This window comes from Winogradskya humida, from assembly GCF_016862215.1.
Lineage (GTDB): Bacteria > Actinomycetota > Actinomycetes > Mycobacteriales > Micromonosporaceae > Actinoplanes > Actinoplanes humidus.
Genome location: NZ_BOMN01000087.1, coordinates 204,985 through 219,502, shown reverse-complemented (window position 1 = coordinate 219,502; position 14,518 = coordinate 204,985). Strand labels below are relative to the sequence as shown.

At 70.2% G+C, this 14,518-nt stretch carries 16 protein-coding genes; 6 read left to right on the top strand and 10 right to left on the bottom strand.

Annotation, left to right across the window (positions count from 1 at the left end; genetic code table 11):
* Positions 1 to 40: 40 nt before the first annotated feature.
* A complete protein-coding gene (locus tag Ahu01nite_RS30870) occupies positions 41 to 667 on the bottom strand; it encodes a TetR/AcrR family transcriptional regulator (RefSeq protein ID WP_203840182.1) in 627 nt (208 codons plus the stop codon).
* A 158-nt stretch (positions 668 to 825) separates the two neighbouring features.
* Between Ahu01nite_RS30870 and Ahu01nite_RS30865 the strand changes: the two genes are divergently transcribed.
* Positions 826 to 2,409 (top strand): amidohydrolase family protein, encoded by a 1,584-nt coding sequence (locus Ahu01nite_RS30865; protein WP_203840252.1) that lies wholly within the window; start codon positions 826 to 828, stop codon positions 2,407 to 2,409.
* A 23-nt stretch (positions 2,410 to 2,432) separates the two neighbouring features.
* Here the strand turns inward: Ahu01nite_RS30865 and Ahu01nite_RS30860 are convergent, their stop codons facing one another.
* The 5 genes from Ahu01nite_RS30860 to Ahu01nite_RS30840 are packed head-to-tail and all read right to left on the bottom strand — an operon-like array spanning position 2,433 to position 7,039.
* A complete protein-coding gene (locus Ahu01nite_RS30860; protein WP_203840181.1) occupies positions 2,433 to 3,473 on the bottom strand; it encodes an aldo/keto reductase in 1,041 nt (346 codons plus the stop codon).
* The gene (locus Ahu01nite_RS30855; RefSeq protein ID WP_203840180.1) at positions 3,470 to 4,660 is read right to left on the bottom strand and encodes an MFS transporter; all 1,191 of its coding nucleotides are present in this window, start codon (positions 4,658 to 4,660) and stop codon (positions 3,470 to 3,472) included. The genes Ahu01nite_RS30860 and Ahu01nite_RS30855 overlap by 4 nt, the downstream gene beginning before the upstream one ends.
* Before the next feature lie 19 nt (positions 4,661 to 4,679).
* Complete coding sequence (locus Ahu01nite_RS30850; RefSeq protein WP_203840179.1) at positions 4,680 to 5,378, bottom strand: alpha/beta fold hydrolase; 699 nt, start codon at positions 5,376 to 5,378, stop codon at positions 4,680 to 4,682.
* Between the two features lie 12 nt (positions 5,379 to 5,390).
* Positions 5,391 to 6,236 carry an enoyl-CoA hydratase/isomerase family protein gene (locus Ahu01nite_RS30845; protein ID WP_203840178.1) on the bottom strand — a complete coding sequence of 282 codons (846 nt, stop codon included), beginning with the start codon at positions 6,234 to 6,236 and terminating at the stop codon, positions 5,391 to 5,393.
* Entirely contained in the window at positions 6,233 to 7,039 is an 807-nt protein-coding gene (locus Ahu01nite_RS30840; protein ID WP_203840177.1) for an alpha/beta hydrolase, read from the bottom strand. The genes Ahu01nite_RS30845 and Ahu01nite_RS30840 overlap by 4 nt, the downstream gene beginning before the upstream one ends.
* Before the next feature lie 141 nt (positions 7,040 to 7,180).
* Here Ahu01nite_RS30840 and Ahu01nite_RS30835 point away from each other — a divergent pair, with 141 nt between their 5' ends.
* The gene (locus Ahu01nite_RS30835) at positions 7,181 to 7,639 is read left to right on the top strand and encodes a winged helix-turn-helix transcriptional regulator (protein ID WP_203840176.1); all 459 of its coding nucleotides are present in this window, start codon (positions 7,181 to 7,183) and stop codon (positions 7,637 to 7,639) included.
* A 3-nt stretch (positions 7,640 to 7,642) separates the two neighbouring features.
* Here Ahu01nite_RS30835 and Ahu01nite_RS30830 read toward each other — a convergent pair whose 3' ends face one another.
* Positions 7,643 to 8,107 (bottom strand): winged helix-turn-helix transcriptional regulator, encoded by a 465-nt coding sequence (locus tag Ahu01nite_RS30830; RefSeq protein WP_203840175.1) that lies wholly within the window; start codon positions 8,105 to 8,107, stop codon positions 7,643 to 7,645.
* A 145-nt stretch (positions 8,108 to 8,252) separates the two neighbouring features.
* Between Ahu01nite_RS30830 and Ahu01nite_RS30825 the strand changes: the two genes are divergently transcribed.
* Both Ahu01nite_RS30825 and Ahu01nite_RS30820 read left to right on the top strand, forming a co-directional pair.
* On the top strand, positions 8,253 to 9,890 hold the full coding sequence (locus Ahu01nite_RS30825; protein WP_203840174.1) for an FAD-dependent oxidoreductase: 1,638 nt from the start codon (positions 8,253 to 8,255) through the stop codon (positions 9,888 to 9,890).
* A gap of 79 nt (positions 9,891 to 9,969) precedes the next feature.
* Entirely contained in the window at positions 9,970 to 10,689 is a 720-nt protein-coding gene (locus Ahu01nite_RS30820; RefSeq protein WP_203840173.1) for an SDR family oxidoreductase, read from the top strand.
* Between the two features lie 55 nt (positions 10,690 to 10,744).
* Here Ahu01nite_RS30820 and Ahu01nite_RS30815 read toward each other — a convergent pair whose 3' ends face one another.
* Both Ahu01nite_RS30815 and Ahu01nite_RS30810 read right to left on the bottom strand, forming a co-directional pair.
* Positions 10,745 to 11,050 (bottom strand): VOC family protein, encoded by a 306-nt coding sequence (locus Ahu01nite_RS30815; RefSeq protein WP_344572411.1) that lies wholly within the window; start codon positions 11,048 to 11,050, stop codon positions 10,745 to 10,747.
* Between the two features lie 101 nt (positions 11,051 to 11,151).
* A complete protein-coding gene (locus Ahu01nite_RS30810) occupies positions 11,152 to 12,138 on the bottom strand; it encodes a saccharopine dehydrogenase family protein (protein WP_203840171.1) in 987 nt (328 codons plus the stop codon).
* An 81-nt stretch (positions 12,139 to 12,219) separates the two neighbouring features.
* On the opposite strand from Ahu01nite_RS30810, the gene Ahu01nite_RS30805 reads away from it, so the two are divergent.
* Positions 12,220 to 12,834: a TetR/AcrR family transcriptional regulator gene (locus Ahu01nite_RS30805; protein WP_203840170.1), complete on the top strand. Its 615-nt coding sequence runs from the start codon at positions 12,220 to 12,222 to the stop codon at positions 12,832 to 12,834.
* Positions 12,831 to 13,664, top strand: coding sequence for a helix-turn-helix transcriptional regulator (locus Ahu01nite_RS30800; RefSeq protein WP_239159270.1), 834 nt, complete (start codon positions 12,831 to 12,833; stop codon positions 13,662 to 13,664). The genes Ahu01nite_RS30805 and Ahu01nite_RS30800 overlap by 4 nt, the downstream gene beginning before the upstream one ends.
* On the opposite strand, the gene Ahu01nite_RS30795 is transcribed toward Ahu01nite_RS30800, so the two are convergent.
* Positions 13,611 to 14,483: a helix-turn-helix domain-containing protein gene (locus tag Ahu01nite_RS30795; RefSeq protein ID WP_203840168.1), complete on the bottom strand. Its 873-nt coding sequence runs from the start codon at positions 14,481 to 14,483 to the stop codon at positions 13,611 to 13,613. The genes Ahu01nite_RS30800 and Ahu01nite_RS30795 overlap by 54 nt on opposite strands.
* Between the last annotated feature and the right edge of the window lie 35 nt (positions 14,484 to 14,518).

Below are 14,518 nucleotides of genomic sequence, written 5' to 3'. Positions count from 1 at the left end.
CTGAGCCGCCCCGGCATCCCACCGGGGCGGCGACGCCGCGCTAAACCAGTTCGGCGATGAGGGATTCCCCCGCGCCGAACATCCGTAGTAGATCGGCGGCCAGGGCGTCCGCCATGCGGGCCTGCTCCGCCGGGTCACGCTCAGCCATGGCCCGGCGGATCGCCGCGATGGCACCGGCTGCGGCGATCACCGTGACCTCCGGGTCGGCGCCGGGCGTGGAAGGAGCCGGGCGCAGTTCGCGTACCGCGGCTGCTATGTCGTGTGCCAGGCCGGGGGCCGCAGCCGGGCTGTGGGTCGCGGACTCCGCGAGGCGGTGCGTCAGGATCCTGGACAGGCCCGGCTGCAGGGTGGAGAGCCTGCCGGTGAGCCGGACGTTCATCACGAATCTGCGCACCGGGTCGACACCCTCGGGCAGCTGAGCGTCACGCCAGGCGGCGTACCGGTCGAAGGCATCCTGGAACGCCGCGTCGAAGAGCGCTTCCTTGCTCGCGAAGTGGTTGGAGAACGACCCGAAGCCGACGCCGGCGCGGTCCGCGATCGCCTGGATGCTCACGCCGGTGTCGCCGCCCCCGGCCAGGATCTCCTGCGCGGCCTGGATCAGGGCGGCCCGGGTCCGGGATCTGCGCCGCGCGTGCCCGTTGACGGGCGCCCCGGTCTGCTCTGCCACAAGCCGCGACCCTACCCGACGGGCAGGCGCGATCCCGCACGTGGCGACCGCCTTGACAAAGTTTGATGATCTCATCAAACTTTTGCCCATGCCCCTGACAGCGGCGGTTCCTGCACCCAGGCCTGAGACAACTAGGCGATCGAGCGAAGGATGACGAGATGCCTGAGAACAACGACGGGCCGGACACTGAGCAGGGAGAACGTGGGAGCTCTCGGCGGACCTTCCTGAAGCGTGCGGGACTGGGTACCGCCCTTGTGGGGCTCGGGGTGGCCGCCGACGAGGCGATCGGGAGCGCGACAGCGCCGGCGGTGCCGCCACGAACCACCGTCACCGCTGCGGACGGCGTGCGGATCGACGACGTGACCGTCATAGACCCGGCCGACGGCAGCAGACGCGCCCGTCACACGATCTTCGTACGCGACGGGCGCATCGCCGACGTCATGGCGACCGCGTCGGCGCCGGTCGAGTCGTCTCTGCGGGTCATCGACGGCGCGGGGCGCTTCGCCGTTCCGGGCTACAACGACATGCACACCCACGTGCTTCAGTCACCCGACACCGAGCTCGGCTTCGCGCTGATGCTGGCCCAGGGCATCACCGGGATCCGCCAGATGGAGGGTTCCGAGGAGCTGCTGATCCGGCGCGCCGAGAACCGGCTCGGGCTGAACGAGACAGCCCCTCGGCTCCTGCATCTGCCGGGCGCACTGCTCCTGCCGTTCAACGCGAACACCGCCGACGACGCGCGAACCGAGATCGCCCGCCAGTGGGATCAGGGTGCCGACTTCATCAAAATGGTCCTCACCGACCAGGACGTCTTTTTCGCCGCTATTGAAGCCGCGCACGAGAAGGGCCTGCGCATCGCGGGTCACCTGCCTCCGCCGGTGCACATCGACGCCGCGGCCGAGAAGGGCTTCGACTCCATCGAGCATCTCGGGACCGGTTCGAGCGTCTTCCTCACGCTCTCCACGCGGGCCGACGAGCTCTGGGCACAGACCCCGTCCACGCTGCCGTTCCCCACGTGGGCGGCGAGGATCCCCTTCGCCGGCTGGGCCTTCGACAAGTTCCTGAAGAAGAACTTCCTGGGCCCGGCCACCAGCACCACCGACGCCGCCCAGCTCGCCCTCCTGAAACAGGCCTTCGCCACCTACTCGGAGGACCGCGCGGCCCAGCTCGCCGGATCCTTCATCGAGAAGCGGACCTGGAACATCCCGACCATGGCGAACATCAGGAGCAAGTACGTTCTCGACGATGCGGAGTTCCGTGACGACCCCTGGCTCCAGCGGCTCCCCGCCAAGGACCAGGAGGAACACCTCGCCACCGTCGCATCGTTCCGCTCCATCCCGCCGGCCGACCTCGACATCTTCCACGAGTACTACGAACGCACCCTGCAGACCGTGGGCATCTGGGCGAGGGAAGGAGCGCCGATCATGACGGGAACCGACGGCAACGGTCGCGGGGTCGGCAACAGCTTCGCGATCGAGTTCCGCGAACTGGGACGCGCAGGTCTCACCCCGCTGCAGGTGCTGCGGGCCACGACCAGCCAACCGGCAAGCTACCTCGGCCGCACCGACCGGATGGGCCGGATCGCGGCGGGGATGGACGCCGACCTGCTCCTTCTCGACGCTGACCCACTGGCCTCGATCGAGAACCTGAGCTCCATCTCCCTCGTCATGCGCAACGGACACGACTACACGTCCGCCGATCTCGCAGCACGCGTCGAACGGCTCATGACGGCGCAGGACTGATCCCCCGTCACCGGGCAGGCGCCTTACCGCCCTCGGAAGATGCGGAAGTTGTCCCGCTGCCCGCCGAGGACGGTGTCGAGGATGGCGGGCAGCCCCTCGTGGGGAATGCCGAGGGTGGGAGCGCTGACCGTGTCCAGTCGCGCGTAGTGCGTGGCAGCCAGGGTCACATCGAGAGCCTTCAGGTACGCGTCGAGCTGAGCCGGGGTACGCGGGCCGATGATCGGAATGATCGCGGTGGTTGACCTGCGGGCGCGTTCGAGCAGCCAGGCGATCGCGAGCACGGCGGGTTCGGTGCCGGTCTCGTCGCTGATCGCGAGGAGTTCGTCGACCGTGGCGGTCTTCTGGGCGTTGTCCTCACGCTGGATGATCGAGTTCATGGTGCTGAGCCGGCCCTCGGCGCTCGTACGGTACTTGCCGGTGAGCAGCCCACCCCCGAGCGGCGAGTAGACGGCGGCGCCGAGACCGAGGTTGTCCGCCATGGGCAGCAGCTCGCGTTCGCCGTCCCGCGCGGCCAGGCTGTATTCGAACTGGGTCGCGATGATCGGCGTACGGTGCTGCCCGGCGACGGCCGCGGAGACCTGCCAGGCGGGGAAGTTCGACAGCCCGCCGTGCAGGATCTTCCCCGCCCGGACGAGGTCGTCGAGCGCGCCGACCACCTCGTCGAGCGGCGTCACCGTGTCCGGCGCGTGGACCCAGTAGAGGTCGAGGTAGTCGGTGTCCAGCCGCTTCAGGCTGGACTCGAGCGCGTGCCGCATCGCCTTGCGGCTGTTACCGGTCTTGCCGACCCCGGTCTGCCCGGCGGTCCCGAACGTGAACTTGCTGGCGAGCGTGAAGTGTTCACGGTCGGAGGCGAGCAACGTCGCGAGGTACGTCTCGGAGTCACCCTGCTGGTAGGTGTCCGCGGTGTCGATGAACGTCCCACCGGCCTCGGCGAACGTCGTGAAGATGCGCGCCGACATCGCCTCGTCGGCGCCGGTCGGCCAGCTGGTGCCGAAGTTCGACGTGCCGAGGGCGATCTCGGACACCCGCAGTCCCGTACGGCGGCCGAAGGTCGTGTATTTCAAGGCTTCTCCAGGGTGCGGGACGTGGTGGCGACGGCGATGAGCGCCAGGGCGGCGACCACGGCGCTGTAGCCGAGGGCGGTGTGGGTCAGGCCGAAATGGGTGCTGACGATCCCGGCGATGATGGCCGGTACGGCGAAGGTCGCGTACCCGATGACGTAGGTGGCGGCGATGAGCGCGCCGCGCTCCGCCGGCCGGGCGAGCGCGACCAGGCTGCGGAAGGTGCCGGAGAAGGCCATACCGAAGCCGATGCCGGAGATGACGGCGCTGACGTAGAAGAGGTTTGCGCTCGTGAGGGCCGTCGCGACGACGGTCAGGCCCGATCCTGCGGCGAGGACCGCGCAGCCGCTCAGCATGCAGGTCCGGGACGCCCAGGTGCGGGTGGTGATGGTGCTCAGGCACGCGCAGCCGGTGAGCAGCACGACCGGGATCGCGCCGGGCAGGTGGCTGGTGCTGTGGCTGAGGGTCTTCGCGAGCGACGGGCCGAGGGAGAGGTAGAAGCTGTTCAGCGCCCAGGTCGCCAGCAATGACGGGATGGCCGCGGCGAAGGCGGTGCGGGCCTCGGCCGGTACGGCAACCCGCATCCGGATCCGGATGCGGGGCGTGGCTGTGCCGGTGACCGTTTCGCCGGCTCGGACCGTGACCGTCAGCGCGAGCACGATCAGCGCCACGAGGATGACGACGTAGGTAAGGCGCGCGGGGCTCCACGCGTACTGAACGAGCAGGCCGGACAGCAACGCACCCGCAGCCAGGCCGCCCGTCGAGAGGCTCGCGCCGAGCAGTGACGCGAGGCCGGGGCGGTGGCGTGGCTGGAGGTCCAGCAGCGCGGCTGAGGCGACCGCGGTGAGCAGCCCGGTGGCGAAGCCCTGCAGTGCCCGGGCGGCGATCAGGAGGGTAAGGCCGTCCGCGACCACGAACAGGACCAGGCTGACCGCGAGCAGGAAACTCGCGGTGAGGGCGACCGGCTTGCGGCCGATCTCGTCGGAGATGCCACCGAAGACGAGCAGAGAGATCAGCAGGGGTACGGCGTACACGGCGAAAACAACGGTCAGGGTGCTGTCGGTGAAGTGCCAGCGGACGGCGTAGTCGCCGTAGAGCGGGCTCGGGGCGCTGGCCGCGACGTAGAACAGCGCCAGCAGACCCGCGAACGGCCAGAATCCGCGGGCGTCGCCACGTGGGCCGGGACTCACGTGGCGACGGGTCAGCGTGTCAGGAGACGGCACGGACGGCGTTTGCGATGACGGTGGCGACCTCGTCGGGGCGGGAGATGGCGATGCTGTGCGAGCCGCCGTCCAGTTCTGTTGTCGTGGCGCCGATCTTCTTGGCGGTGTCGCGCTGGTAGCCGGGGTTGATGGCGTTGTCGGCGGTGCCGAAGACCCACCAGCTGGGTACGCGGCGCCAGGCCGGTTCGACGCCGAGGGGTTCGCCGAGGCCGGCTGCGGCGATGGGACGCTGGGTCGCGGCGCCCAGGGCGGCGTCCTCGGTGGACAGATCGGCGGCGAAGACGCGGTGGTACTGGTCGGCGTCGATGCTGAGCTCGGGCAGGTCGCTGCCGGGGTAGGTCCGGGGGCGCAGGGCCGCGATGAGGTCCGGTTCCGGGTAGCCGGCAGTGGCGGTCTGCGCCGCCTCACCCTGGTCGAGCCCGAAAGCGCCGACGAAGACGAGGGCTTTGGCGGTGCTTCCCGCGTACGTTATGACGGCCCCGCCATAGCTGTGGCCGACCAGAACGACGTCGCCTTCGGTTTGCGCGACGACGCTCGCGACGTAGTCGCCGTCGGCGGTGAGCCCGCGCAGCGGATTGGCCACGGCCCGCGCCGTGATGCCCTGCTGCCGCAGCCGGGTGATGACGTTGTTCCAGGACGAGCCGTCGGCGAAGGCGCCGTGGACGAGCAGGACGGTGGCGGTCATGGGGTGCGCTCCTCAGGCCTGGGCGATGGCGGCGATGTCGTCGCCGAGGTGGTATTCGAGCGGTCCGCGCTCCTGCAATCCCTTGTCGAACAGCCGCGACGCGGTGGTCCGGAACTCGGGGCGTCCGGCGGCACCCCAGAACGCGTCGGAGTGCAGCGGGAACTCGGTGTCGGGGAGCCGGGTGTACTTGTTGATGAAGGACTTGATCTCGCCGAGCGCCTGGTGGTTCCAGCCGGACACGCGCCGGGCGTAGTCGGTGACGAACGCTTCGAACTGCTCGTCGGGGATGGCGCGGTTGACGTAGCCGTACTTCTCGGCCAGGGCGCCGTCGTAGTCGTTGCCGCCGAGCAGGATCTCGAACGCGCGGCCCCGGCCGACCAGCGCGGGCAGCCGGCCACCGGCACCGCCACCGGCGACCGCGGCGAAGCCGACCTCCATCTGGCCGAGGACCGCCTTCTCCAGGCTCGCGAAGCGCATGTCGGTGGCGAGCGCGAACTCGCTGCCGGCGCCGCGGGCGATGCCGCGGATCGCGCTGATGGTGACGGCGGCGAGCTTGCTGATGCGTACGGTGATGTCAACCCAGGCCGCGTACCCGGTAGCGCTCGGCAGCGCCTCGGCCAGTGCGGGGTCTGCCGCCAGGTCGTAGTGCGCGAGGAAGAAGTCCGGGTCGGCGCTGTCGAAGAGCACGACGTTGACGGTGGTGTTGCTCTCCAGCTCGGTCAGCAGCGTCTTGAGGTCGCTCATCATCGCCGGGCCGATGACGTTGACCGGCGGGTTGTCGAAGGTCACGCGCCAGAACGCCGGCGACTCGGCGGTGACGGTCAGGTGGGTGGGCTTGAAGTCGTCGAGGAATGTCATCGGCCGGAGAGCTCCTTCTGGGAGAGGCTGGCGATCCAGCCGAGGGCGTACTGGGCCACGTCGCGCCAGCCGCTGTCGAAGACCAGGGAGTGGCCGCGGCCGGCGAACGCGTGGTATTCGGTGACGGACGGTGAGTTCGCGTACAGGCCGTACGCCTGGCGGCTCACGACCTCCGGCACGGTGTGGTCGTCGGCGGCGCCGGTGATCAGCAGCGGTCCCCGGGCGGCGGTCACATCGACCTCAGTGGGCGAGCTCGGGTCTTTCTTCGCCGCGGTGAGTTCGAAGATGGGGCGGCCGGGGCCCGGGATGGCGTACGCGTCGAACAGCCGCCGCGACTCCTCCTTGCTGATGGCGTTGCCGAACCCGTAGCGGAACTGACGTTCGCTGAGGGCGACCGCCCGGGTCTTGTTCCTGGGGTTGCTCAGCACCGGCAGAGCGGAGCGGATCTGGGCGAGCGGCAGCTTGGTGGCGCCCTTGATCGGCGCCGGACTGATCGCGACGGCGGCCTCCGCGGCACCGGTGGCCAGCAGCTTCTGCGCGATCAGGCCGCCGAAGGAGTGCCCGACGACGATCGGCCGGACCGGGAGCTTCGCGAGGTAGCGGGCGTAACCCTCGGTGAGCTCGGCGACACCGAGACCGGCCATGGCCTCGGGCCGGCTGCGGGTGGCGGCCGGCGTGGCGCTGTCACCGGTCCAGCCCGGGGCGTGGGTCTCGTAGCCGGCCTCGGCGAACAGGTCCTGCCAGGGTTGCCAGGCGGCGCTGTGGATCCAGAGGCCGTGGATGAAGACGACAGGGGTGGACATGGGGACTCCTTGCTTCTGCGGAGTTCGAGCATGACTCGCTGACTTGGAAAAAACAACTTAGATGTGTACCTTGTCACAGCTGGATTGGAAAAGTTGTACGCTGGAGGGAGCTGGACCCGGCACCCTCGGAGGCGAAACCCCATGCCCATCACCAAGCTGCAAGACAGCCCCTGCTCGGTCTCCCGCAGCCTGTCGGTCCTGGGCGAGCGCTGGACGCTGCTCGTCCTGCGGCTCGCGTTCGAGGGCGAGACCCGCTTCGAGGGGTTCCGCACCAACCTCGGCATGGCGGCCGACGTGCTCAGCGACCGGCTCAACACCCTCGTCGAGAACGGCGTGATGACCAAGCAGGCCTACCAGGAGCCCGGCAGCCGCGCGCGCTACGAATACCACCTGACGCCGGCCGGCAGGGAGCTGCACGTCGTCGTCGCCGGCCTGCAGCAGTGGGCCGACGACCACCTCCCCTGGAAAGAAGGCCCGACGGTGATCCGCCAGGCCCACGAGACGGCCGCCCGGGTCCGGGTCGCCTTCATCGACGACAGCGGTTGCGAGGTTCCCCTCGACGACGTCGACGCGGTGCGCACCGCCGCCTATCCGCGCTAGTCCTTACGTACGGTTCGGGTAACCACTGTGGTGGACCACGTCGATTTTCTCCTCCGGTAGCTGCCGCCCGCCCTCGTCGACGAACGCGACCCGGACCGGCTTCCCGGTGCGCCGATCGAGCCGCTCCGTCGACGGCCCGGACGGCCACGGCAGGTTCGCGTCGCCCCACATCTGCAGACCCCCGATGACGACGTGCAGCTGCCGGCCGGCATCGGTCAGGTGATATTCGCACCGGGACCGCGCCCCGGGCTCCTGGTAACTGCGCTTCTCCAGGATGCCGAAATCGACGAGTGTCGCCAGCCGATCGGCGAGCACGTCCGCGCCGAGACCCAGGGACTCCCGGAAGGCCTCGAACTTCGTCATCCCGCTCAACGCGTCGCGAACGATCAGCAGCGTCCAACGTTCCCCGAGGACGGACAGACTGCGCGACACCGAACAACTGGTCCTGGCGAGCTTGGCGATGGTCACAGCAGCTCCCTCACACCTCGGCGGTTTCCGGCGAACAATCCGGCGCCGCTGCGTTCGTCAGGACCGTAACGTACTTGGGTTGTAAAAAACAACCTAGCTGAGCCATCTAGATTGTAATTTCCAATTCAGCCGGTACGGTGGCCCCATGGACAACCGACCCGCTTCCGAAGCACGCCCCGTTCTCACCGGCGAGCAGTGGGCGCGCCTTCGCGCCTACGGCACGCCCTCCCAGCTGCCGGCCGGCGCCTGGATCTTCCAGGCCGGTGACGAGGTCAGCGACATGATCCTGGTCGAGTCCGGCCGGGTGGACATCGTGCGCCCGTCCACGAGCGACGATGACGAGGTCACCGTGGCCAGTTACGGCGCCTGCGAATTCAGCGGGGAGCTCAACCTGCTCACCCGGCAGTCGGCATATCTCAGCGCGTGCGCCGCCGAGGCGTCGGAGATCCGCCGGATCGGGCCGGAGGCGTTCCGTACGCTGATGGACAGCGACCCGGAGCTTTCCGACATAGTGCTGCGCGCGCTGATCGCCCGGCGCCGCGATCTGCGCGACGGGCAGGCAGCGCGCAGCCTGGAGATCGTCGGCACGGAGGCCTCCGCGGCGGCACTGGCACTCCGGACGTACGCCGCCCGCCTGCAACTCCCCCACACCTGGAACGAGATCGGCTCCCCGGCCGGGGCGGCGCTGGCCCGCGCGGTCTCCGCGACCGCCGGCGACCTGCCCGTTGTGATCACTTCCGGGGCGGTGCTGCGCCGCGCGACCACCAGCCTGCTCGCCGGGCACCTCGGGCTCTCCTACACGCCCGCCCCCGGCGAACAGGTGGACCTCGTGGTCATCGGCGCCGGTCCGGCCGGACTCGCCGCCGGGGTGTACGGCGCGTCGGAGGGCCTGCGAACGCTGGTGCTGGACTCGGTGGCAGCGGGTGGGCAGGCGGCGGCCAGCTCGCGTATCGAGAACTACCTCGGGTTCACCTCCGGCATCAGCGGTACCGAGCTGACCGCAGCCGCGGCGGTGCAGGCACAGAAGTTCGGTGCGCGGATCGCCAGCCCGTGCGAGGTCGCGGAGCTGCACTCCGAGCCCCACCGGGTACGCGTCGTGCTGAGCGACGGCACCACGATCGGAGCCGGGGCCGCAGTGATCGCCACCGGGGCGAGGTACCGCGCACTCCCCCTGGAGCGGTGGGCGGAGTTCGAAGGCGCCGGGATCTACTACGCGGCGACCGAGATCGAGGCCCGCGCGTGCGGGGCGAAACCGGTCGCGGTCGTCGGCGGCGCGAACTCGGCCGGGCAGGCGGCGCTCTACCTGGCCGCCAGGGGAAGTCAGGTCACGCTCGTCGTGCGCGGCGCCGACCTGCGCGCGGGCATGTCGTCGTACCTCGCCGACCGGATCGACGCCGACCCGCACATCACCGTGCGGACCGGCACCCACGTCACCGCGCTGCACGGCAACACCTCGCTGGAGCAGATCACACTCACCGGGTCACCGGCGCAGGAATGCGTGGGACTGTTCTGCTTCATCGGCGCCACCCCCGCCACGGCCTGGCTCGACGGGATCGCCGGGGACGAGCACGGCTTTCTGCGTACGGATGCACAGCTCGACAACGGCGACCTCGGCGAGCAGTGGACCGAGCTGGGCCGGCGTCCCCTGCCGTTCGAGACCAGCCGCCCGCGCATCTTCGCCGCCGGCGACGTCCGGTCCGGCTCGATGAAACGCGTCGCCGCCGCGGTCGGCGAGGGCGCGAGCGCGGTCAGCTCGGTGCACGCCGCCCTCCGCGAATCCTGAGTGGTTTTTCCACTCCAGATGGCCCGGCACGCCCCCGCACTGCTAGGTTGGTATTTCCAATCCAGAAGGAAGACAGCTCATGACCAGCATCAAGAACGCGGTGGTCCTCGTGACCGGAGCCAACGGCGGCCTCGGGCAGGAGTTCGTCAAGCAGGCCCTGGAGCGCGGCGCGGCCAAGGTGTACGCCACCGCCCGCACCCCGCGCGACTGGCACGACGAGCGCGTGGTCGCCCTGCGGCTCGACGTCACCGACGAGGCCTCCGTCACCGCCGCGGCCGCCGCAGCCGGTGACACCACCATCGTGGTGAACAACGCCGGGATCTACACCCACGGCGACACCATCACCGGCACGTCGTTCGCCCACATCCGCGAGATCTTCGAGACCAACTTCTTCGGCGCGGTGCTCGTCAACCGCGCCTTCGCCCCGATCCTCGGCGCGAACGGCGGTGGCGCGCTCCTCGACGTGCACTCCGTACTCAGCTGGCTCGGGGTTGCCGGTGCCTACAGCGCGGCAAAGGCGGCATTCTGGTCGGCCACCAACTCGTTCCGCGTCGAGCTCGCCGGCCAGCACACCCAGGTCGTCGGCCTGCACCTCGGCTACACCGACACCCCGATGATCGCCATGGTCGACGACGACAAGAACGACCCCGCCGACATCGTCCGCGCCGGCTACGACGGCCTCGAGAACGACGAGCACGAGGTCCTCGCCGACGACCGTGCCGTCGCCGTCAAAGCCGCCCTCTCGGGCAGCATCGCCGACCTCTACGCCCTGCCCGGCGTGCCACCCCGCACCGAATGAGCACCTGAGCCGTCCAGGCCGCACACTCATGCGATCTGCGGCCGGACGAATCCACTCAGGACGCCGGAGGGTGCTCGGCGACGCAGAACAGGTTGCCCTCCGGATCGGCCAGGGTCGTCCACTGCACGTGCGGCACCTCGTCGAGCACGTCCCACTTGTAGGTGGCGCCGAGGCCGAGGAGCCGGTCGACCTCGGCCTGCCGCGAACCCCAGGGGACCGTCAGGTCCAGGTGCGCTGCCTGGCGTTCGAGGCGGGGACCTGCCATCAGCCGGAAGAACATCGCGAACCCTCCCGGCCCCGCCGGCGGCAGGTAGACCGTGCCGCCGCCGGGTGAGGGAACGGCGCCGGTGACGGCCCCCAGAACGCGGCGAGTTCGATGGGGTTCCTGGCTTCCAGGTTGATCGCTCCGAGGGTGATGTTCTGAGTGGTCATGTTCATGATTCTCCGTCAGGGCGGGTCGGGTCAGAGATCGGTGATGCGGGTGCCGGCGATGCTCGTAACGAGGTCCGGGCCGAATGCCGAGGTGGGTGTCTGGAAGCCGGCAGGGTGCTGCCCGGCGAGTACGCGGCGGGCGGACTCCACTGCCGAGCGCTGCGTGAACGTGTAGCCGGTCGGCGTCTCGAGGATCGAACGGACGACGCTGCCGTCCGCGTCGGTGACCTCGGCGAGCCACCAGTACCGGCCCTCCTCGCGTTCGGCGGCCGTCGGCCCCTCGGGCAGTTCCGTGCCGGGCGCGGGGATCGCCTGGTCGGATCGCATGAATACCTCGATGTTCCCGAGCCCGAGCGAGTGCCACGCGGTGATGAGGTCGCCCATCGGCACAGGGATGAATTCCTCGGGACCCGACCCGACGTCAAAGGTCGCGGGCGCCGGATCGATGCGTACGAGCTGACCGCCGGCACGCACCATGCCCATCAGGTCGCCCATCCCGGCAGCACTCGAGACCGAGCCGCGAGAGAACCCACCGGTGACCTTCTGCGCCACGCGCAACCCGGCCGGCTGCTTTGTCCTGCCCGCGGTGTGCACGGCGATCCCGTCGCCGGCCACTCCCGCCCCGACGCCCGGCACGAGCATGACTCCGGCCGCTACCGCGGCGGCGGATCGCTCCTCGGCCAGCACGAAGGTCGCGAGCTCGGCGGTCGTGTCGAGGTAGTGGACGCCCTCGGCGATGCACGCGTCGATGAGCGGTTCGGCGGTCAGGCTGAACGGGCCCGCGACGTTCAGCAGGACCCGGACGCCCCGCAGCTCGTGCCGCAGGACCGTGGAGTCGTCGAGCGTGAAGGTCCGGCCGGGGACGCCGAGCCGGTCGGCGAGCGCCTGGACCTTGCCGTTGTCGCGGCCCGCGACGGCGAAGTCCAGGCCGAGGCGGGCGGCCTCCCCGGCGATGAGGCGTCCGGTGTATCCGGTGGCGCCATAGATGAGCAGAGCGGGTGGGGTGATCGTCTCCATGCTCCGACCGTAGCAGGAACGGAGAGCATCTCTCCGTTCGGAGTGACCGGCTCCATTCGGAGTGGCTTGTATGGTTGGCGGATGGTGGACACGGCGGCCGATGTGGCGCCCAAGGAACGGGCGGACTCGCGGCGTAAGCGCCTGCGGCTGATCGAGGCCGCCCGCGCGGCGATCGCCGAGCACGGCCTCCAGGCATCGACGACCGACATCACGGAACGCGCCGAGGTGGGCGTCGGGACGCTCTACCGGCGCTTCGGATCGAAGGAAGCCCTGATCACCGACGTGCTGGTCGACGGTCTGGCGGAGATCCAGTCGTGGGCCGAAGCCGCCCTCGACGACCCCGACCCGTGGGCCGCCCTGTCCGGCTTCCTCGTCGCCTTCACCGAGGCGCAGCTGGCCAACCTGGGTCTCGCGGAATTCACCAGCGGCAAGGCGCACGAGCTCCCGCCGGAAGTGGTGGCCCGCGGCGCGACGCTCGCGGAGGTCATCGACCGCCTCGTCCGCCGCGCGCAGGACCACGGCGTCCTCCGAGCCGACGTGACCTGGCGTGACCTGGTCCTGATCTCCATCGCTCCGATCGGCGGCACCGAATGCCTCGGAGCGACCACGGGCGAGGGCCAGTGGCGCCGCACGATCGCGATCGCCCTCGACGGCCTCCGCGGCCCGGCCGCGAGCACCCTGCCCCCCGAAGCGTGAATCAGGATCTGGGAGCCTTTCTGCGGGCCTACCGTGCCCGCGTCACGCCGCAGGAGGCCGGGCTGCATACCGGCGGCGACCGCCGGGTCGAGGGACTGCGGCGCGAAGAGGTCGCCGTGCTCGCCGGCGTCAGCGCCGACTACTACACCCGCCTCGAGCAGGGCCGCGAACGTACGCCCTCCGCGCAGGTCGTCGACGCCCTGTGCACCGCGCTGCGGCTGGGTCCGGACGCCCGCCTGCACGCCTTCCGCCTCGCCAAGCTGTCACCCACCGCGCCGGAGACGGTCGACCAGGTCAGCCCCGAGCTGCGGCAGATGATGGACGCCTTCCCGCACGCCGCGGCGTACGTGACCAATCCCGCTTTCCGGGTGCTCGCCACCAACGCGGCCGCAGCCGCGCTGATCGCGCCCCTCCAACGGCCCGAAGGCATCCTCAGCACCATTTTTCTCGGCGACATCGCCCGCGACTACTACACGAACTGGGACGAGGTCGCGCGCGCCTCGGTCGGCGCGCTACGGCTGGCGACCGGCTTCACACCCCCGCACCCCGACGTCGCCGCCCTGGTTACGCAGCTCCACCGCGACAGCGCCGACTTCCGCCGGCTGTGGGACGACCAGAGCGTCTCGGGCCTGACCCTGACCCGCAAGACGATCCGGCATCCCGAGGTGGGCGTCCTGCACCTCAACTATCAGACCCTCGACGTTCGCAGCGCCCCCGGCCAGCAACTCACCGTCGTCACCGCCGAGCCCGGCTCACCGAGCGCCGACGCGCTGGCGCTACTGGCGACCCTCGGCACCCCGGCGTACCCGGGTCGATCCTGCCGCGGGTGACTCGGCGGTGGCGGCGAGGGTGCCGAGCAGGGCCAGCGCCTCGGCGGAACCGGTGTCCGGCGCGGCGTGGTGGATGACGAGTTGCATGCTGCCGCTCGTGTCGACGTCGAGCTTCTCGTGCAGCAGGTGCAGCTCGCCGACCTGGGGATGGTCGAGGTGGCTGACGCCGTTACGGCCGTCGGAGACCTCGGCGCGGGCCCAGAGCGACCGGAACCGTTCGCTGCGGATCGACAGTTCACCGACCAGCTCGGCGAGGCGGGGATCGCCGGAATCCATGGCGGTCCTGGAGCGCAGCCCGCCCACCATTCCCGCGGTGATGCGCTCCCAGTCGACGTAGAGCGCGCGGTCGGCCGGGTCCAGGAAGAGCTGACGCGCGATGTTGCGGCCCACCATGAAGCTGGGCGACAGCACTCCCGCGATCGGGTTCGCCGCCAGAACATCAAAATATCTACCCACCACGTACGCCGGCAGCGGCAATTCGGTAACCAACCGGCTGGTCCCCGCCGGGACCTTCTCCGCACGGCGGCGCACGGAACGACGCGGAGCCGGTGACGAGAGCCCGTGGATGTGCGCCGTCGCGATCTCGTCGAGCCGCAGCGCCACGGCCAGCGCCGCCACGACCTGATGCGACGGATGCCGGTCCCGCCCCTGCTCGAGGCGCAGGTAGTAGTCCGGGCTGATGCCGGCCAGCAGCGCCAGTTCCTCGCGGCGCAGGCCCGGGACTCTGCGCCGGATGCCGGGTGCCAGTCCCACGTCCTCGGGCGTGACCGCGGCCCGGCGGGCCCGCAGAAACTCCCCGAGCGCGTTGGATGTCTCCATCCACCCAGCGTAGAGGCGTCCCCGTCGCTGAGGCT